17 protein-coding genes are annotated in these 17,911 nt (G+C 26.4%); 15 read left to right on the top strand and 2 right to left on the bottom strand.

Annotated elements, in window-relative coordinates; translation table 11 throughout:
* The first annotated feature begins 18 nt into the window (after positions 1-18).
* The 8 genes from RDK80_RS11725 to RDK80_RS11760 all read left to right on the top strand — a co-directional run bounded on the left by RDK80_RS11725 (position 19) and on the right by RDK80_RS11760 (position 6,859).
* Complete coding sequence (locus tag RDK80_RS11725) at positions 19-372, top strand: hypothetical protein (protein ID WP_308524357.1); 354 nt, start codon at positions 19-21, stop codon at positions 370-372.
* 1,540 nt (positions 373-1,912) lie between these two features.
* Positions 1,913-2,683, top strand: coding sequence for an N-6 DNA methylase (locus RDK80_RS11730; protein ID WP_308524358.1), 771 nt, complete (start codon positions 1,913-1,915; stop codon positions 2,681-2,683).
* A 301-nt stretch (positions 2,684-2,984) separates the two neighbouring features.
* A complete protein-coding gene (locus tag RDK80_RS11735; protein ID WP_308524359.1) occupies positions 2,985-3,698 on the top strand; it encodes a hypothetical protein in 714 nt (237 codons plus the stop codon).
* Between the two features lie 127 nt (positions 3,699-3,825).
* On the top strand, positions 3,826-4,098 hold the full coding sequence (locus RDK80_RS11740) for a hypothetical protein (protein ID WP_308524360.1): 273 nt from the start codon (positions 3,826-3,828) through the stop codon (positions 4,096-4,098).
* A 248-nt stretch (positions 4,099-4,346) separates the two neighbouring features.
* Positions 4,347-4,994: a DNA repair protein RadC gene (gene radC / locus RDK80_RS11745; RefSeq protein ID WP_308524361.1), complete on the top strand. Its 648-nt coding sequence runs from the start codon at positions 4,347-4,349 to the stop codon at positions 4,992-4,994.
* A 16-nt stretch (positions 4,995-5,010) separates the two neighbouring features.
* Positions 5,011-5,139: a hypothetical protein gene (locus RDK80_RS11750; RefSeq protein WP_308524362.1), complete on the top strand. Its 129-nt coding sequence runs from the start codon at positions 5,011-5,013 to the stop codon at positions 5,137-5,139.
* 154 nt (positions 5,140-5,293) lie between these two features.
* The gene (locus RDK80_RS11755; RefSeq protein WP_308524363.1) at positions 5,294-6,337 is read left to right on the top strand and encodes a leucine-rich repeat protein; all 1,044 of its coding nucleotides are present in this window, start codon (positions 5,294-5,296) and stop codon (positions 6,335-6,337) included.
* A 129-nt stretch (positions 6,338-6,466) separates the two neighbouring features.
* A complete protein-coding gene (locus RDK80_RS11760; RefSeq protein ID WP_308524364.1) occupies positions 6,467-6,859 on the top strand; it encodes a hypothetical protein in 393 nt (130 codons plus the stop codon).
* 255 nt (positions 6,860-7,114) lie between these two features.
* Here the strand turns inward: RDK80_RS11760 and RDK80_RS11765 are convergent, their stop codons facing one another.
* Positions 7,115-7,678: a hypothetical protein gene (locus RDK80_RS11765; protein WP_308524365.1), complete on the bottom strand. Its 564-nt coding sequence runs from the start codon at positions 7,676-7,678 to the stop codon at positions 7,115-7,117.
* 186 nt (positions 7,679-7,864) lie between these two features.
* Complete coding sequence (locus RDK80_RS11770; protein WP_308524366.1) at positions 7,865-9,457, bottom strand: hypothetical protein; 1,593 nt, start codon at positions 9,455-9,457, stop codon at positions 7,865-7,867.
* A gap of 258 nt (positions 9,458-9,715) precedes the next feature.
* Here RDK80_RS11770 and RDK80_RS11775 point away from each other — a divergent pair, with 258 nt between their 5' ends.
* The 7 genes from RDK80_RS11775 to RDK80_RS11805 all read left to right on the top strand — a co-directional run bounded on the left by RDK80_RS11775 (position 9,716) and on the right by RDK80_RS11805 (position 17,473).
* Positions 9,716-11,644: a hypothetical protein gene (locus RDK80_RS11775; RefSeq protein ID WP_308524367.1), complete on the top strand. Its 1,929-nt coding sequence runs from the start codon at positions 9,716-9,718 to the stop codon at positions 11,642-11,644.
* The gene (locus RDK80_RS11780) at positions 11,634-11,840 is read left to right on the top strand and encodes a hypothetical protein (protein WP_308524368.1); all 207 of its coding nucleotides are present in this window, start codon (positions 11,634-11,636) and stop codon (positions 11,838-11,840) included. The genes RDK80_RS11775 and RDK80_RS11780 overlap by 11 nt, the downstream gene beginning before the upstream one ends.
* Before the next feature lie 117 nt (positions 11,841-11,957).
* A complete protein-coding gene (locus RDK80_RS11785; protein WP_308524369.1) occupies positions 11,958-12,773 on the top strand; it encodes a hypothetical protein in 816 nt (271 codons plus the stop codon).
* 300 nt (positions 12,774-13,073) lie between these two features.
* Complete coding sequence (locus RDK80_RS11790; protein WP_308524370.1) at positions 13,074-13,808, top strand: hypothetical protein; 735 nt, start codon at positions 13,074-13,076, stop codon at positions 13,806-13,808.
* Between the two features lie 21 nt (positions 13,809-13,829).
* The gene (locus RDK80_RS11795; RefSeq protein WP_308524371.1) at positions 13,830-15,320 is read left to right on the top strand and encodes a hypothetical protein; all 1,491 of its coding nucleotides are present in this window, start codon (positions 13,830-13,832) and stop codon (positions 15,318-15,320) included.
* Positions 15,321-15,337: 17 nt separating this feature from the next.
* Positions 15,338-17,050: a hypothetical protein gene (locus tag RDK80_RS11800; protein WP_308524372.1), complete on the top strand. Its 1,713-nt coding sequence runs from the start codon at positions 15,338-15,340 to the stop codon at positions 17,048-17,050.
* Positions 17,051-17,161: 111 nt separating this feature from the next.
* A complete protein-coding gene (locus RDK80_RS11805; protein ID WP_308524373.1) occupies positions 17,162-17,473 on the top strand; it encodes a hypothetical protein in 312 nt (103 codons plus the stop codon).
* Positions 17,474-17,911 lie beyond the last annotated feature (438 nt).

Genomic DNA, 17,911 nt, shown 5'->3' on the forward strand with positions numbered 1-17,911 from the left:
ACAAGGAGGAGAGTGTTTATGAAAAAAATATTATTTTCAATCTTAATTATTTCTATATTAATGTCTTCTACTGTTAAAATATCAGCTAATTTTATAAATGAGTTTATAGATGACATTAATATTAGTTTAAGGGGAACTGTCAAAATGCAAAAGATAAGTAATGGCAAGGCTTTAGATAGCAATACAAAGGCTTTAAACGACTGTATAAGGGATTTAGGAGATAATATGATGAACAGTATAGATAATGCCATAAACTTTGATTTAGACGTTATACAAGCCTTATTTATTCGAAACTTCAATGTTATAAGTGTCTTATTATTAATATTATTGCTATCATCTTTAATAGTTCTTCCAAAAGCAATAAAAGATTAAATTAAAGAAGAAGCAATCGCTTCTTCTTTAAAACTTAGTCAAACACTTTTAGACTAAAAATATTTGTTTTTTTGTTATAAAATATGTTAAAAGAAAATAAGATACTAAAAACAAATAAAAAATGTTCCAGTCGCTATAGGTTTTACCAGAACCTATAACCGATTGCCTTGTATCAGACCTACAAGAACAACCACTTACTGAAACATCATTATAATATATATTATATATATGTTTTAGTGAATTATTACAAAAAATGTTCTTATTTGATATACAAGTGCTATTGGTTTAACGACTAAATAGCACTTTTTATTTTGCAAAAAACAACTAAAATCCTATATGTATTGAAGATGCACCTAAAAATATTTTAGGTAAAAATATAGGTTTGTAATGTAGGTTAGCCTCTGATGCATTACAAGACAACTTAATATAGAAAATACATTTTTGGGACGAACCACACTAATATATGTGCCATTGAAAATGTATTAAAGAACTAAAATAATAGTTTAAATTTTAAGTAGAGGTAGAGTAGGGCAAAGCCCAATAGACTATTTTATTCAATAGAATAGTTATAAAGTGAGAAAGCCATATCGGATAGGTTTTAGTGGTATGTTTCCTATCTAGGTGAAACTGGTAATTATATCAATAGATATAAGTTGCAGAGTTAAAACTAATTGGTAAGTATCGACCGTTGTATCACTAAGTGTTTATTATGTGAAATTCAATTATTGAGTACCTGATCAAAAGAGGATATGGAGGATCTTCGACCCGTGCAACACTCGTCAGGCAAGTAGCATAATAAATCGGGAGCAGGATAGTAAGATGAAATAGTTCTTATTGTCTGAGTTTCTAGGTGGGGGTGTATAGATTGTGTCTATTTTAAGTTTTCTAATAGTATAATAATTCTTCTAAAAGGCTATTGGATTAACAAAAAATACTTTTTATTTTTTGACTTAAAAATAGGGGTACCTAGCCGTGCTCTACCCAAAAATAGCAATATATTTAATAAAATACTAATTAACTGAACATCAATCAAACATTGATCTTTCAGAAGAAATAAAAACTTCTTTATTATGTAAAGAGAATGTTAATATAATGGTTTGAAAAGATATTTAATCAATAGAATTTGATTAATAGAAACTGTAATTACAGTTTTTATTTTTTGTTTGATAAACATTGAAAAGTTAAAGCAATATTTTCAAGAAGGGGGAAACCCCCTCGTTTTTCTTTAAGTTAAATAAATCTAAATAGAGTATGAAAAACTTCACCCCAATGATATCAAAACACATTTGAAATTGATTTTGTTATGATTTATATTAACTATCTTCCAAATGTCAAAGAGAGTAAATTGAAATATTGATAAAATGCTTCAATTTTTTTTCTTTGATTTTGTAGAGAGAGCAATTTTTCATTTTTCTATAATGCATTGAAGAGAATATACAATTATTCTGTTTTAATGGAAAACGAATTTTTGAAATCTACTAATATGATAAATATCAAAGCATTTAGTTCTTTGAAAATTAAATATTAGGAGGTTTCTTAAATGAAAAAAGAAGCAATTGATATGCACCGAGTGGAAGATATTTCAGCTGAGGAGGGTTTAAAGCTACTTCAGGATGTAGAGAGTTATATAGTAGAGATGGACTTAAAAGTTCAAGGTCACGAGGAAACTTATAAAAAGAAAGGTTTTATATATCCCTATTTATTTGCCTACGATAATTTGCTTTGGGGAAGGTGGGGCTATTGGCACAAGATACTTGCTAAGAAAACTACAAAAGGATCAGGAAGCATTCCTCAAATTGAATTTTCATCAATAGGTGATAAAAGAGTTCAAATTACACTTGATATGCTAAGAAAATGCCTAAAACACCCTGAAGCTAATATCAATAATTTTGCAGATTGGCTTTTATGGGGCTTTGGACAAGGCGATCAACTGGACATCCCTAAAGAATTAAATAAACATTATTATGAAAACTTTGATATATTCTTTTTACAAGATAATCCTTTTGACTATTTTTCAATCATCTTAGAAGAATGCTCTAGTAGAGGATCAAGAAAATCAACTGGGTATTATTCAACACCATTTGACCTTGCCCAGCTAACATATAAGCTTATGAACAACAAGCAAGAAAAAGATAAAACAATATATGATGGATGTGTAGGCTGTGGAGCACTATTATTACCAGCTTCTAATTATCATCTAAAGGCTTATTTTCAAGACATTAGTCTAATAGCTTTAAAATTATGTCTTATACAATTTATTATTTATGCCCCTTGGTTTGCCTTTCATCCAGATGATATTGAATTGATTTAATTTCTCTCTTAGAACATACTTTATGGAATAATTTATGTTTTGCAATCTATTATAAAATATAACGAATAATAAAGGTAAGAAAACAAAAGGCGTAGAGTAGCTTTCGTGATAAGTCATTGAAAAAGCTCTCTTAAAGAAATCAAAAGGTGGGAAATCTAAAAAAATGGTCGGAATTTGCAATAGGCTAGATTTTCTCTGTAAAGAATTCTTTAGGAGAGGACTTATAGAAGGTGAAATACTCCTTTTTTCAGAGCGTTATAGATAAAAATAAAAACTAAACGAAAATAAGGAGGAATGTTTTATGAAAACAATTGACATTAATGTAAAAGAGGTAAGAAAAATATTTAATAACTTCACTTGGGATTATATAGACAGTATAGAGTTTAGATATGTTGATTATTTAATCTTCAATAGTTTTGGAGGAGGAGTTAATTCTGATACTTTTGAATTTGAATTAAAAGAACGTGGTGATTATTATGATGAAATGGGTGAGGATAAGATAAGAGAAGAAGTATTAGAAAACCTTAGAGAACTAAATAATAATTTAATGGATAGTGAAGAATATCAAGAATATCAAGAAAGACTTTTTTATGATGATTTAGCAGAAATATCATTAGAAGTTAATGATAAAGACATAGTAAATAAAACTTTAGAGAAAAATAATGTTAATGAATTAGAATTGATAAAGTGTGAATATCAGATCCAATATCCAAATCAATACCAAAAAGATCTTATATATTGTCATGACTTAGATTTAAGCTTTGAATTAACAAACGAAACCTTTAAAATTTGCTATCATTACATGAGTTTTGGTGATTACGAATTTTCTGATAAATTTGAAATAGAAGATATACTTCAAGAGTTGGATAAAGATGACACTAAAACTATAAATAGCTTTATATTTATAAAGGATAATTATGAAAAATTTAAAACAATATATAAAGAAATTGATGAGGAAATCACATACAAGTTAGGAGAAGAGCTATCTAATCTTAAAAGTGAATATGGTATTTAATAAGAAAGACCTACCCTAGGTCTTTTCTTTTATCTAAAAACAATATTCTGTTTTAATGGAAAGCATATTATTTTCATATGTAATTATGGATATGTAAGATAAAACAAATAGAAAGGACAAGTTATATATGCAAAAATTTAAATTAGGAAGAATTTTAATTACAAGAGGTATTGCTGACATTTTTGGGCAAGATTTTTCTTTAGAATTGTATGAAGTGTTAATTAGACATTCAAGTGGTGATTGGGGTGATGTGCATGAAGAAGATAAAATATCAAATGAAATTGCCCTTAAAAAAGGTTATAGAATAATAAGTTCTTATAAGTTAAGAAAAACTCAAATATGGGTGATAACTGAAGCTGATAGATCTTCCACGCTAATATTGTTGCCAGATGAATATTAAAACAGTAAAAAATAGTCCTGAAAAATGGGCTATTTTTTTGTGGAAATGTTTAGCTAAACCTAATATTTCTTATAAAAACACCATTCCTTCAGTATAGTACAAGAAGATAAAAAAACAAAGGTAAGAGATAAAAAGGTCGGAATTCTTTAAAAGGTTAGAACTTCTTAGGAATAGGAACTAAAGAGGTCAAGATTTCTGATACTTATTATCTTTTTTTGTTTTTTGAAAACGAAAAGGGAGGAATAAGAATGTTAGGTCAATTAAAATTAATCGAGGAAAAAGAAATTAAAAAGGATAGTATTAAAGAGAGGGCTGAGCAATACGGAATAGGTTCCTTATTTGATACGGAAGCCTTATCTTTAATAACAGGCATTAAGGAAGATATTTTAATAAGATTTAATTCTTTAAGAGAGCTAAAGGAAGAATTGCCAGCGTTAAATGTAACAAGACTCCAGAAACTTAAATTAGAAGCATTTTTCAATATGGCAATTAGATTTAGCAAGGAAAATAGACAAATTATTAAAAAGATAACAGCTCCAGAAGAAGTTTCAAATTTGTTGATGGATGAAATGAAGTTTTTACAGAAAGAAGAATTTAGGATTTTGATTTTAGACACTAAAAATCAGATTACCAAGGTAGAAACTATTTCAATTGGGACATTAAATGCCTCAATTGTTCATCCAAGGGACGTTTTTAAAAGTGCTTTGTTAAATAGTGCAAATGCAATAATTTTAACACATAATCATCCAAGTGGAGATCCAACGCCAAGCAATGAGGATATCAATATAACTAATCGTTTAATTGATGCTGGAAATTTAATTGGGATAAAAGTGTTAGATCATATAATAATTGGAGATAACAGATATATTTCTTTTAAAGAAAAAAATCTTATATAATAGGGAGGAAATTAAAATGGAAAAAGAATTAAATAAAGATGAAATAGAATTTTTAGATTTTATATCAAAGGAAAAAGAAGATGAATATTACTATGCAATGGATAGATTGTTTCAAGATTATGACAATAATTTATTCATTCCATAAGAGAGAACTCTTAGCTAATAACAGCTAGGAGTTTTTTTATAAGACTTAGTAAAGCCAAACTTTTTGAATATTTTAACCTTAAATCTATATTATACATTATAAAGTTATGATATTAACATTTTAAAAAACAAAAAAATGAGGAGGATGATTTTTTATGAACAAAAGAGGATTTACATTAGTTGAATTAATTGTAGTAATTGCAGTAATAGGTATTTTAGTATTAATAGCAACACCAAAATTGATAGGTTATACTCAGGAAGCAAAAAAAACTAATATTTTAAATGACATAAGAGTTTTAGAAAACAAGATTGAGGAGTACTTAATAAAGAATGATGATAGACTCCCTAATGAGTTCCTTGATACTGAACTTATTATACTTGAAACAGCACAAACAGAAGGAAAATTATATAGTGTTAAGGGGTCAGTATCTGTTGATAATGTTCTCTCAGGAACATTTAAGGAAATACATAATAATTTTATCAAATCAAAATTAAAAGGTAAATTTTATGTAAATAACAAAGCTGAAGTATATTATTTAGATAATATAGCAAGTGCTGAGGTAGTAGAAAATGATCCATCTGATTTTGCTTATATGGTAGTTGGTAATGAAATCGAAATAACCAATTATCATGGAAGTAAAAAAGATGTAGTTATTCCAGCGAAAATAGAAGACAAGCCTGTTATTAAAATTGGAGATTTTTCTTTTAGGAGAAAAGAGCTAACATCTATCAAACTTCCAAGTACTGTTATAGATATAGGTATTTATGCTTTTGAAGGAAATAAACTGACAACACTTAATATTTCAGAGAATGTCATAAGCATAAGAGAAAGCTCTTTTAGAGATAATTTGTTAGAAACAGTAAGAATAGGAAACAAGGTTACAAATATAGGAGATTTTGCTTTTGATAGTAATAACTTAGAACTATTAACACTTGGGAATAATATTACAAACATAGGAGTTCAAGCTTTTTATAATAATAAATTGACAAATGTAATATTACCAAATAGTTTGAAAAGTATAGGACAATCTGCTTTTAGACAAAATCAAATAACATCTATTACAATAGGTAGTAATGTTGAACTATTCGAATATACTTTCGGAGAAAACTTTTACAATATATATAATAATGAAGCTAAGACATCAGCAACTTATATAACAACAGGAGAACAAGAAGCAGGAACCTGGATAAAACAATAAAGAGCCATACGGCTCTTTTTTTATGATTAATAATTCCGTTCTAATGGAAGATGAAATAAATAAATCTACTAATATATATTTAAAGTTATGGTTGAACTTTAAAAATTAAATATTAGGAGGTTTTTAATTATGAAAAAAACAGTAAAGGATTTAATAGGTAAAGGTTTTAAGATTATTCCAATTGTTTATTCAGAGGAGGTAAGTAAAAAGAATATCAATAAGGCTCAAATGATAAAAAAGCTTAAAAAACTTGGAAATGGTGATTATGGACATGCTACAGAGAAGATGATAGAAGCAAACGAATACTATTTAGAAAATCAAAAAGGATCTGTTACAGGGATATATAAAATAGGCAAGATAAAAACTGTAATAACCGCTTCAATTGTAAATAAAAGGATTAATTGTTACCATATATATACGATTAGTGAATGCCTAAAACAACTTCAAGAAGGAATTAAGCAAGAAACAAATGAAGAGTTAATTAAAATTTTGAAATCAGAGTGTATCAAACTCTCTAGGTAAATAAGGAGGCAATATATAGCCTCCCAGACTGTAGACAAATTAATTTTTAATTTTGGATTATGTAAAAATAGAATATTTATACAGATTAAAGGCACGGGGATCCCCGTGCCTTTAGTAAATCTATGATATTAAATTGGAAGTTGTGCTCATCTCAACAAATTGGGCTCTCTTGAGTTTAATATTATGCTCACTCTGTTTACTTCATCATATAGCCAATCAATTCATTTACATTATAAAATAAATATTAATTGAAAGCTAATCCAAGCTAAATAATTCATAGACATTTTTTATATCCAACTTTTTTATATAAGGCAGGTGTGATTGAATCAAATCATAATTCTTACCCGAACTCATTATAATTCCTTTTTCAATATTCGATAAAATCAACTCACAATTAGTTTGATATTCAACTGGATCAAATAACAATTTATTAACTGGACTTGGCATAATATATTGAAAATCATTAAATGACAGTGCTAAATCATTAAACACCAAATTCATTTCTAATTCCAAGATTTTACAATTATTTTTTATAAAGGTATCCCATAAATAGGTAATTTTATCTTTATTCATATTTATGAAATACCTAAAGCCTTCTATATTCGCTATTGGATAAATCACATCTTTGTTACTTATACAAAATGAAAAGATTAGTCCCTCACAATTAAGGTTATTAATATTGTTAAATGACTTCAACATGAAATTGTATAACTCATAATATTGTTTGGAATATTGACTCATAGTAAACTTAGGATGATATACATCTTCTTTTTCTATTATTTCTAATACTTCTTGGGACTGAATTGTCCAAAATTTCATTATTACCCCTCCATATTTAATATATCTACAGCAATATATTGGTAGACATAGTTTCGGTTATATAAATAATTTTGTTCTACAACTTCAAATTTATTAAAGAATACCATAAGTAAGGATAAAAATATAGTATTGATTATTTTAATAATTGGCTTTGTCTACAGTCTGGGAGGCTATATATAGCCTCTTTTATTTTGGTAAATAATCTTTATTGTATAAAGATTTAAGTTCATCTAATAGATTTTTTACTTCATCCAAAGTGAAATTATTATACTTCTCAATATGTGTATTAAAAATATCAATTGATTTATATTTTTCACTAGAAAGTTTATCTAACTTACTTTTAGTATTATTAATACTTTTTTCAGTTCTTTCAAGTTTTCGTAATTGTTCATTTCTGAACTTTTTAAGTTCCAAGAATTCAGCTTTTATATTATTAGCCATTTTTGTAAGTTCTTTATTTTCATTAATTAAAGCTTTAATATCATTTTTGTTTTTTTCTTTTTCTGCCACGCTTGTAGTAAGCTCATTTTTTAGCTTATAGATACTTTTATTATTTTCACTTATTTTAATTCTGTAACTATCTTCATCTTTATAGTTTTTATATTCATAAAGCTCTAATTTATCACCAACAATAGAAAATTGATCTTTTTCTTTTTTACATTTATTTTTTAATTTTTCATATTTATAGTTAGCTTTTTTCCAAGACTCTTCTTTTTTATCAACAAAGGATCTTAACTTAGTTATAGCATATTGAAGAGTGAATTTAAATTCTTTAATTTCATCAATTGTATAAGATGATTTTTTTAGGAATTCATCAATATAACTTATATTTCTTTTCTGATAACCTGCTAGTCGGGCTGTTAGAGGTCTAAGATTGTTAGCCTCTATACTAATATCTATATATTCCTTATCAAGTCCTAGATATACAAATTCACTTAATAACCGATCTTCTTCAACCTTGCTTTTTTCTATCGTATAGCCAAATAGATTTAACAACTTTTCAAACATTTTAAGATTCAAAGAAAGATAAAGTCCTACATTAATAAAAAATTTTTTCTGAAAATGCTTATTAGAAAGACCTTCAGTATAAGCATATTTTTCAAAGTCATAAAATACTTGCTTTGTTATATCAAATTCATAAATACTATTTAAAAAGGGTTCTTCTTTTTCAAGGATTTCAAAAGTAGCAGGTTCTTCAACAAGTTCTGATGAGATAATTGCTTCTATTAGTTCATCAACATTATCAATTTTGAAAATTTCCTCATTATCTATAACTGTTGTATAGGTAAGTATATTATATTTAGTCTTGCTTCTAATAAGTTCAATTATCTTTATTTTGTAATCATCTACTTTTGATAAGTCATCTATCATTTCAAAATAATCATCAATTTTATTTAATCTTTTTTCTTTAAAATCATCCATTATATTTTTAAATATACTAATATCTTGATCTTCTAAATAAGAATTATAAAGGCTTTCAGTTATATCAACTTTGTTTGATTGTTCGCCATTTTTCATTATTAAAACTATTCTATCTAAGTTTATTCCATTCGCTAAAATTGCCTTTTGAAAATCATCCTTTTCATAAATATCTTCATTATCTTCATAGTGCTTTTTCCATTCTTCTACAAAATCTAAAACGGCTTCTTTATAATCTTCATCAGGACTATTACTATTTAAATAATTTTCCTTTTTAATTTCATTTCTACATCTTCTAATCCAATTTTCTAATTGTAGTAAATCATAATTTTTTATTTCTTCCTTAAAGAGTTTGTCCATAAAATCCCCTCCATTTCTATTATAACGGAAGAGCAAAAAAAGGACACTATTAAAAAATAGCATCCTTTTTTATTTATAACATCGAAAGGAGGATAAAATGCAAAACAAAGTTTTAAAGTTGTATTAACAACATTACACATACTTACAATAAGAATATAACTCCCAAGTGGTCGAACCAACTTTTTTCACTTACCAGTTATAACTGGGTTGGATAAGTCTAAAATATATAAAATACAAAAACTAAGGAGGAGATAACGTATGATTGAAAATCTAAAAGAACGATACAATAACAATAGAAAATTTCAAAAAAATATTTGGAATCTAAAAATATTTGAAGAGCTTACAGAGAAACAAGAAATAGTTCTAAAGATAATATATTTCTTAGAAAACATTTTTAAAGAAGATTTAAGAAATATATGTTTCTATCTTTTATCAGACGATTCATTTGATACTACATTAAGAAAATTAAGAGATGAAGGATATATATTTTATGAAAGAAAAAAGTTAGGAACAATATATGCCCTTACAAATAAATCAATACAAAAGTTTGAACCTTTTAATCAAAACTATACAAATGTCAAAATCGGAGATAAGGAAATTTATTCTAATAAAATTAAAGGGTCAATCATCGCTAAACAGATAAACAGCTATATTTTATATGACTTAAAGGTAGAGTTTTTAAATCAAGGTCAAAATAAGATTGAAATATATATCCTAAATCAATTTATTAAGAATTTTAGGTTTAAGGATTTCATTCAAAAAACAGAAGAAGAAAGAATTAATGAGTTAAAGCAATTAAAATCTCTAAAAGAAGATACGAATCTTTTATTAAAAATGAAGACTTATAATGAAAAAGCTTATAAGATTTATTATAAATTTTGGATACAAGAATATAAAATAGTTCAGCAGGATAAAAGATACCTTCCCTTTAGAATAAGATTCCTTCAGTCATTAGAAAATATGGATTATGAGTTAAGATATTATTTGAAAGATTTTTCAAAAGAAGTTTTCGATACCACTTGGAAGAATGTACTCAAATCGTTTCTAGAGGAAAATGATAATTTTAAAGAAGAATATATCACAAAACAATTCATCAAGAATAAAGAATATAAAAAGTTCCTTAACAATCAAGAGGGGGATCAAATTATATTCTTAAATAGTCTAGGCTTTAAAAAAGAAGAAATAAAAGAATTCTTCAATTTATCATCAAATGACATAAATAGAATAGAAATGCTTTATGTAAAAATGAAGGATAACCTCAGAGAGAGCAGTTTTAAGCTATTTAAAGACCATTTCTATAATGTCCTTAAGAAAGAGAAAACAAGATATCATTCAGAATATCTATCTGACTATAAAAAATCTAAATTCACCAATATAGAAAACATAGTAGTAAATTATTTTAAAGAAATGAATAATAACTACTTAAAAGATAGCAATAGTAAAATATTATCATCTTTAAATAGGATTATGAAAGAGCTACAAATCAGCAACGAAAATATTACAAAGGTCAATGATTTAGAGAAATATCAGATTTCATATGAACTTTTTTCTTACTATGAGAGAAGTATAAAAAAATTAAGAAATGATTTATTAAAAAAAGAAGACAATGAGCTTGTAGATAAAAAAAACAAAGAACTAGAAGAAATACAGAAAAACCTACAAGCACTTAAAAGGAAAATAGAAGCATTAGAAAACGAGTTGTCTTTCAGGTTATTAGACAAGGTAGATGGAGAAGAAATAGAAAGAGCTTTCACCTTTAGAATACTACAAAAAAATTCAATTTTTATTGATAACATGGAAATAGGAAAAGAATTAGTGTATGGAAAAAATCTAAATAATATAAAAGTAAATGTAAGCTTCTTAGATAATACAGAGAATGGATTACAGCCATTTTTAATATTTAGAAAGATATTTATAATTCATACCTTCCTTAATCAATTAATTAACAGGGAAGGGGTACTGGATTTACACATTAATATCTATACATTTAATCAAAATAGAAAAGAACTATTATACAATAGATTAATTTTGGTAAAAAACAAAATGGAAGGACATAGACAGGCATTTGGAATGTTAAAAGAACAAATAACAACAATGGACACAACTATCGGAAATTTTAAATTATGGGAATTCTACAATACAGTAAAAACACAAATAGAGGAAGGAGGACAAAAAAATGATAACTAATTTAGATCATAAATCTACAGATTTCAGTAATTCAATGATAATTGAAGGATTTAAAAAAGACAAGTGGTTTTACTTTGATGATATCTTAGTTGAAGAAGATAATTTAACTTTAATGCCTGAAATTGACGAATGGGAATACATATCTAATAAAGAAAAATTAATTAAAGAGTTGAATAATAGAGATGATTTATTATAATTCTATAAAGTTAATATATGAACAATTAAGATAATTAAATATAAAATTTCGGGGATTTTTACAATAAATAAAAACAAGGAGGTGAAGAGTTTTCTTTAATAAAAGAGAACTAACTAAATGACAAAGTATGAAATTATAAACATTATATTAATTATTATTTTAATATTCACATCAATGAATCTTTTGGTATATGCAAGCCCTGATGATATTAAAGAAGAGAATAAAGAAATACCGGTTGAAGTTATAAAAGCCGTTCCAATAAAAAAAGCAAAACTTCAAAAATATCATGACAAGATAGGGAAAGGAGTTAAAGTTTTAAGTAATAGTAAGTTAGAAAAGTACAAGGAAAAAGGATTAATTACACAAGAAGATTATGACAAAATAAATTTAACTAGGTACAAAAATGAAGAAGATTTTAAAAAAGCTATTAAAAAATTTATGGATGATTGGCGAGAAATACTAGTTTATGCTACAGCCTTTGGAACTTTATCTGCTTTTTTGATTTTTATAATAATCTTTTTAAGATTATCATTCTTACCTTCTCACCCTATTGAAAGACGAAAAGCTATGACAGATATGATTACTAGTGGAATAGCAACTGCATTATTAGGTGGAATAACACTATTATTAAGTATATTTTATGATACATTTAGTGGAATAATTGAAAATGGAATAATGCTTACAAACGATTGGAAAGTATCTTTTAATATATTGCTATACGAATATAGAGGATTTATAGTTGGTTTCTTGGGATTAGCAACTTTAACATTAGTATTGATGTTTATAAAGAACTTTATGAACCTAGCTGTAAGTGCAGGAAATCCAACGAAAAGATCACAAGCACTTACTGGAGTTCTTTTAACTGGAGTTGCTAGTATGGGAATCGGTGGTTTAACCTTCTGGGTATATTTCTTCCAAAACATACTGAAATAATATTTCAAAAAGCCCTGTAGGGCTTTTGATACCTAAAAAACAAAGAGTAAAGATTGAAAACATATCCATCAAAACTCAATCATTCTTCTTTGACAAATGAAGATATATTCTAATAAAAATTCTTCTAAAGCAATTTCATTTGTTTCTGTTATCAGGCCTTTTCCCCTTAAAGGGAAAAGAAAGGATACTGCTTAGGACACTATAAGACCAACTATTTACTAATATAAATTATCATTTTGCTGAAAAAACTTATAATTATAAAAAGTTAATATAATAACATTATAGAAAGGAGTGATATTTTTGCACCCTGTTATCTTATCTACGGATAAGAAATTAAACAGGGAGGAATTAGAAAGGTATAAGAAAAGAAGTAATTATGTTCAAAGTGACTTCCATACATTTTGTAAAGAAGTTCTGAACAGAAGAGAATATGAAATTTTAACAAGTAAGGAAATTAATATAGATAATGAAGAAAGTGAATTAACTTTAGATAATGAATTCTTTAATACAGAGTGGGCTCTTGATAGACGAGATAAAAGAACCTCCTTTGAGTTTTCTAGAAATCTAATTATAAATCGTGTATTCGAGGAATTTAATAGAAGATATTTTAATGAAATTTATAATTCAGGACTTGAATTTGTAGGCACAGAAAAAAAGGATATTTTAGAAACCACTAATATCATATCCAATCATCCTGACTTCAAAAGTAAAAAAGGTTATTTAATAGAGTTTGTCAAAGAAGAAGTAGGTTATTGGGTTAAAAAAGATAAAGTCTTATATTTTAGACATAACAAAATTAAACATCTAAAAGAATTATCTAAAATACATAAAGTCTTTTTAATAATATCCTTAGTAGAAGATATTGAATATCAGATTTTAGAGATTACACCAGACACACCTATTTTTTATGAGAAGAATATTAAAAAATTTAATGGCAAATGGGGTTATAAAATCTATTTTGAACCTGATTTTAGACCTTATTACGATATTGAAACATACAAAGAACAACAAATTAAAGTACCAATAAAAAAATAAGTTAAAAGGAGGAGAAGAACAATGGAAAAAGTGTTACTTGGAATTGGAATGGAAGATGCAGAAGAATTATTAAAAGATGCAATAAAAAGAAATAATCCTAATCATATTGTTTGTGATGATGTAATTATTCACAAAGGAAGAGAACATATTTTAGATAAGATAAAAAATAATAATCCAACAGTTGTTATACTTAGAGAGTCACTAAAAGGTAACGATGATATTCTTCAAACTATCTATTTAATAAAAAAACATTTTGATACAAGAATAATTTTTATAGCTAAAAATAGAAAGCCAGGGGACAAACTATTGGCGACGCTAGTAGGATATTCTGTTTTTGATATACTGATGGGAACAAATATATTAATAGAAGAAATCGCTAAATTAGTTGATAAACAAAGTACCATTAAAGATGTAATTCATTTATTACCTAGACTAAAAGATGACAATTACGATGAATTATTATTTGAAAGTGAAGAAGATAAAGAAAAAGAAAATCAAGAAGAATTTGAGCAACAAGAAAATAATAAAATACGAAACCCTTTTGGAATTATAAAGAGGGACAAGTCTAAAGATGTTGAAGAAAAGGTCATAGATGTAGAAATTGAAGATGATAATCTTGACATAGAAGACATATTTAAAAACGCTAAACCGACTAAACCCAAAAAAATATTTGGAAAAGATATAGAAGAGTATAAAGATAGTTTATTAAATGAGGACAATGAAGAGATCAAAGATTATGACAATGTAGAAAAAACATCTAAAACTAAAAAGATAATATTTAAAAAGAAATATGATAAAGAGAAAGAAGAACTGAAAAATATTATTGATGAGGGTAATGAAAATCTTGATGAACAGCTAAAACAACTTGAAGAAGAGTTAAATATAAGGAAAGATAAATTAGACAAAGAGATGGATTTAGAAGATAAGAGTAAGCAAGAGGAGCTTAAAAGACTACAGGAAGAGTTTGCTAAAGTAGAGAATCTTAACAAAGAGCGAGATAGACAGAGAAAAGAAGATTTGAAAATTATCAAAAAACAAGAAAAAGTCAGGAAAAGAATTCAGCTTCAGGAAGAAAAAAAGAAAAGAAAAGAAGAAAAATATGAATTAAAAATGAAAGAAAGAGAAGAAAGATTAAAAAAAGAAGAAGAATTAAAAGAAGAAAGAGAAAAAAAAGAAAAAGAAGATTATGAAAGAAAAATAAAAGAAAGAGAGCTAGATATTAAAGAGGAATACGTTAAACGCTCTGGGGTAGTAATAAATGGATCAAATCTATCAACGTTTTGGAATATAAGTAAAAGATTACTTATTGCTATCTCTGTTTCATTGGTGGTAAGCTTAACACTTAATTTAATAATGGCTTACATAAATGGAAGAAATCCTTATACTGCATTCCTAAAATATAGTAATTTTGTAATAAATCTTTTAAAAATAGTAGTTACATTTTTAAAGAAGTTATTTGTAGTAATAGGAGATTTAGCAAAAGAAATTTATATAAAAATTAAAAATTCATAAAAGGAGGATATAAAAAAATGGATAATAATAAAAAATTATTTATATTATCAATAATTTGTGTATTTATTATAAATGGTTGCCTTACTGTATTTGCAACTGATAAAGAAAAAATAAAGATGGAAACAGAAGTAAGTACAGTTTTTCTTGCAACAGTACATAACTTAAAAACACATAAACGAGAAATGTTTCCAGATGGTAAAGTAATAAATCCTAAAGAAATAACTTCTGATAAATTTGATGTACATCTTTCAGATATTGTTAGTGTAGATGTCGTATCTCCAGAAGACTTATATAAAGGACAAGCTGTGTTTATTAGTATTCAACAAAGTATTTTAAATTTGGATATTGATAAACCATTTGTAACAACAATTAATTTTTCTGAAGAAGTTGAAATAGAAGAATTAGGTTATATAAGAGATAAGAGCTTAGGTCATCAAAATGAGCAAATAGGAGAATTGGGAGTAGCAAGTGATACACATGAATATAATTTTAGTTTATTTAATATTAGTAAATATAAGAATGGTAATTCAATTGTATTTAAGGATGAAGTAGGCTCATCTCATTCACATTATTTCATTGTATATCCTAAAGGAGATAAATTGACAATAGATATTGAAGTAAATGGACAAGGAGAAACAAGAAAATTAAGTAAAATATTTAATGTTAGAAATGAAGAAGCTGATTTTACTTATAAGGTAATAAAGGGAAGTTTAAATAATCATGTCCGTATTTATGGTAAAAATTTTTATGAGGTGATGGATAGAACGGAAAAAGATAGAATTATAAACTTAGCAAGAAGTTATGGATATAATGATTCCTTAAATCCTACTATAACATTTGAATCAAATTTAAATCTAGAAAAGTTAGGAACTTATACACTAGATTTGTTTGGTGAAAGTATAGATAACCAAGTGATTGATGATAATTTTTATGGTGAAGATAAATTTCAAGGTGGAACTGTTAGAATGAATTTAAAAAATTCACATATTACTTTTTATGATTTAAAGAGTGGCAATTCACCAAGTATGTATCAAATTTCAGTAGGTAGAGGTGGGGGCTTACTTCACGGATTTGATTTTACATACTATTATCCAGAAGAACCAGATATACCAGAAGATTCAATAAATCCTAATAATCCAAATGATTCTAAAATACCAGATAAATCTGATGATAAATCAACTTTACCAAAAGACCTAGACCCAGACCCAGACCCAGACCCAGACCCAGACCCAGACCCAGACCCAGACCCAGATCCAGATCGAGATCCAGATCCAGATTTAGACCCAATACCTAAAATTATTGTAACGATATTAATTATAGTTTTAATCACAATAGTTGTACCCAAATTACCATTAGTCCCTTTTATTCCTCTATTTTACTATACAAGGAAAGTTTCGATTTACAGTAACTTAAAACAAGAAGATGGAACTATTATAAGAAAGAAAGTATTTTCAGAGGGGTATGAGGTAAATGGAACACAGTTAATTATAGACATAACGGATACAATGAGTATGTATAAAGAATATAATTACTTAGAACTAGAGATTCCAAAAGACATAGCTTATTCTACAATAACTAAAGTTGTAGAAAATAAAAAGGTAAAGGAAGTTATACCTAGAGTTTTAGTAGTTACACATAAAAATCATGTTCAACCAATACAAGTAACTGTCATATCTAAAGACCTTTACAATGAAGAGAAAAATATATTTATTATAAGATTAAATGTTTAAGATAAGGAGCCTGAAAAGGCTCTTTTGTTGATTATTATGAATAATTTATTTTTAAGCCATTATAATGTTAAGAATGGAACATTATTAAAAGACAATAGGAAGGTGATAAAAATGTTTAAAGAACTAACAAAGTGTGAAGAAGAAATTTTTAATAAACTAGAATTTAATAGCATAAGAAAGGATAGTTTTTATAAGGTAGGAGATTTTTTAATAAATCAAGGTAGAATATATGTCATATTAGAAGTATTTGAAAACTTTATTTGTGTTTCAAATATTTTTACGGAAAGAGTGTATTTATATATGAACGATAAAGTCAAGGAATTTGAAACAATTAGTTTTATTTCTATATCAGATAAGAAAAAATATTTAAATAGGATTAATTATAATAATAAAGAGCTTTATCAAAAAATACTTACTTTATAAGACAAGTACTTGTTATAATTTTAAAATTATACATTATAATATATAGAGTTAAAAAAATAAGCAGTTTAGGAATTCAAAAGGTCGAACACATTAAAAGCTGTAAAAGAACTCAACAAGTAAAAGTTTCGCCCTTTGATTGAAAGGGCTAGAGTTTGTTAGGTCTGACGAAAACCTAACCCAAAAAATCATTCTAAAAAGAAGAGATGAATCGTGTGTGCTAGGAAGTAGATGTGAAAGTAGCTTCATACCTTTCTAGATACGATAATCCAAAAAAGTATTTTAGAAATGAATGGTTTTTTAACCTCCGATATGTCGGAGGTATTTTTTTAAATAAAATTAGATTAAATTGATTTGAGAAGTTAGAAAAATAACATTATAAAAAATAAGACCAGCTATTAAATGTCAAGAAAAAATTTAATTTATTTTGCCTTGGAAATT

The organism is uncultured Tissierella sp. (assembly GCF_902479755.1).
Lineage (GTDB): Bacteria > Bacillota > Clostridia > Tissierellales > Tissierellaceae > Tissierella > Tissierella carlieri.

What these genes read in the sequence shown, in the direction of transcription:
- RDK80_RS11755 (WP_308524363.1), top strand. Translation starts at nt 5,294, where the DNA reads ATGAACAAAAGAGGATTTACATTAGTTGAATTAATTGTAGTAATTGCA.
- RDK80_RS11735 (WP_308524359.1), top strand. Translation starts at nt 2,985, where the DNA reads ATGAAAACAATTGACATTAATGTAAAAGAGGTAAGAAAAATATTTAAT.
- RDK80_RS11730 (WP_308524358.1), top strand. Translation starts at nt 1,913, where the DNA reads ATGAAAAAAGAAGCAATTGATATGCACCGAGTGGAAGATATTTCAGCT.
- RDK80_RS11760 (WP_308524364.1), top strand. Translation starts at nt 6,467, where the DNA reads ATGAAAAAAACAGTAAAGGATTTAATAGGTAAAGGTTTTAAGATTATT.
- RDK80_RS11800 (WP_308524372.1), top strand. Translation starts at nt 15,338, where the DNA reads ATGGATAATAATAAAAAATTATTTATATTATCAATAATTTGTGTATTT.
- RDK80_RS11775 (WP_308524367.1), top strand. Translation starts at nt 9,716, where the DNA reads ATGATTGAAAATCTAAAAGAACGATACAATAACAATAGAAAATTTCAA.
- RDK80_RS11725 (WP_308524357.1), top strand. Translation starts at nt 19, where the DNA reads ATGAAAAAAATATTATTTTCAATCTTAATTATTTCTATATTAATGTCT.
- RDK80_RS11765 (WP_308524365.1), bottom strand. Translation starts at nt 7,678, where the DNA reads ATGAAATTTTGGACAATTCAGTCCCAAGAAGTATTAGAAATAATAGAA.
- radC (WP_308524361.1), top strand. Translation starts at nt 4,347, where the DNA reads ATGTTAGGTCAATTAAAATTAATCGAGGAAAAAGAAATTAAAAAGGAT.
- RDK80_RS11805 (WP_308524373.1), top strand. Translation starts at nt 17,162, where the DNA reads ATGTTTAAAGAACTAACAAAGTGTGAAGAAGAAATTTTTAATAAACTA.
- RDK80_RS11740 (WP_308524360.1), top strand. Translation starts at nt 3,826, where the DNA reads ATGCAAAAATTTAAATTAGGAAGAATTTTAATTACAAGAGGTATTGCT.
- RDK80_RS11780 (WP_308524368.1), top strand. Translation starts at nt 11,634, where the DNA reads ATGATAACTAATTTAGATCATAAATCTACAGATTTCAGTAATTCAATG.
- RDK80_RS11785 (WP_308524369.1), top strand. Translation starts at nt 11,958, where the DNA reads ATGACAAAGTATGAAATTATAAACATTATATTAATTATTATTTTAATA.
- RDK80_RS11795 (WP_308524371.1), top strand. Translation starts at nt 13,830, where the DNA reads ATGGAAAAAGTGTTACTTGGAATTGGAATGGAAGATGCAGAAGAATTA.
- RDK80_RS11770 (WP_308524366.1), bottom strand. Translation starts at nt 9,457, where the DNA reads ATGGACAAACTCTTTAAGGAAGAAATAAAAAATTATGATTTACTACAA.
- RDK80_RS11750 (WP_308524362.1), top strand. Translation starts at nt 5,011, where the DNA reads ATGGAAAAAGAATTAAATAAAGATGAAATAGAATTTTTAGATTTTATA.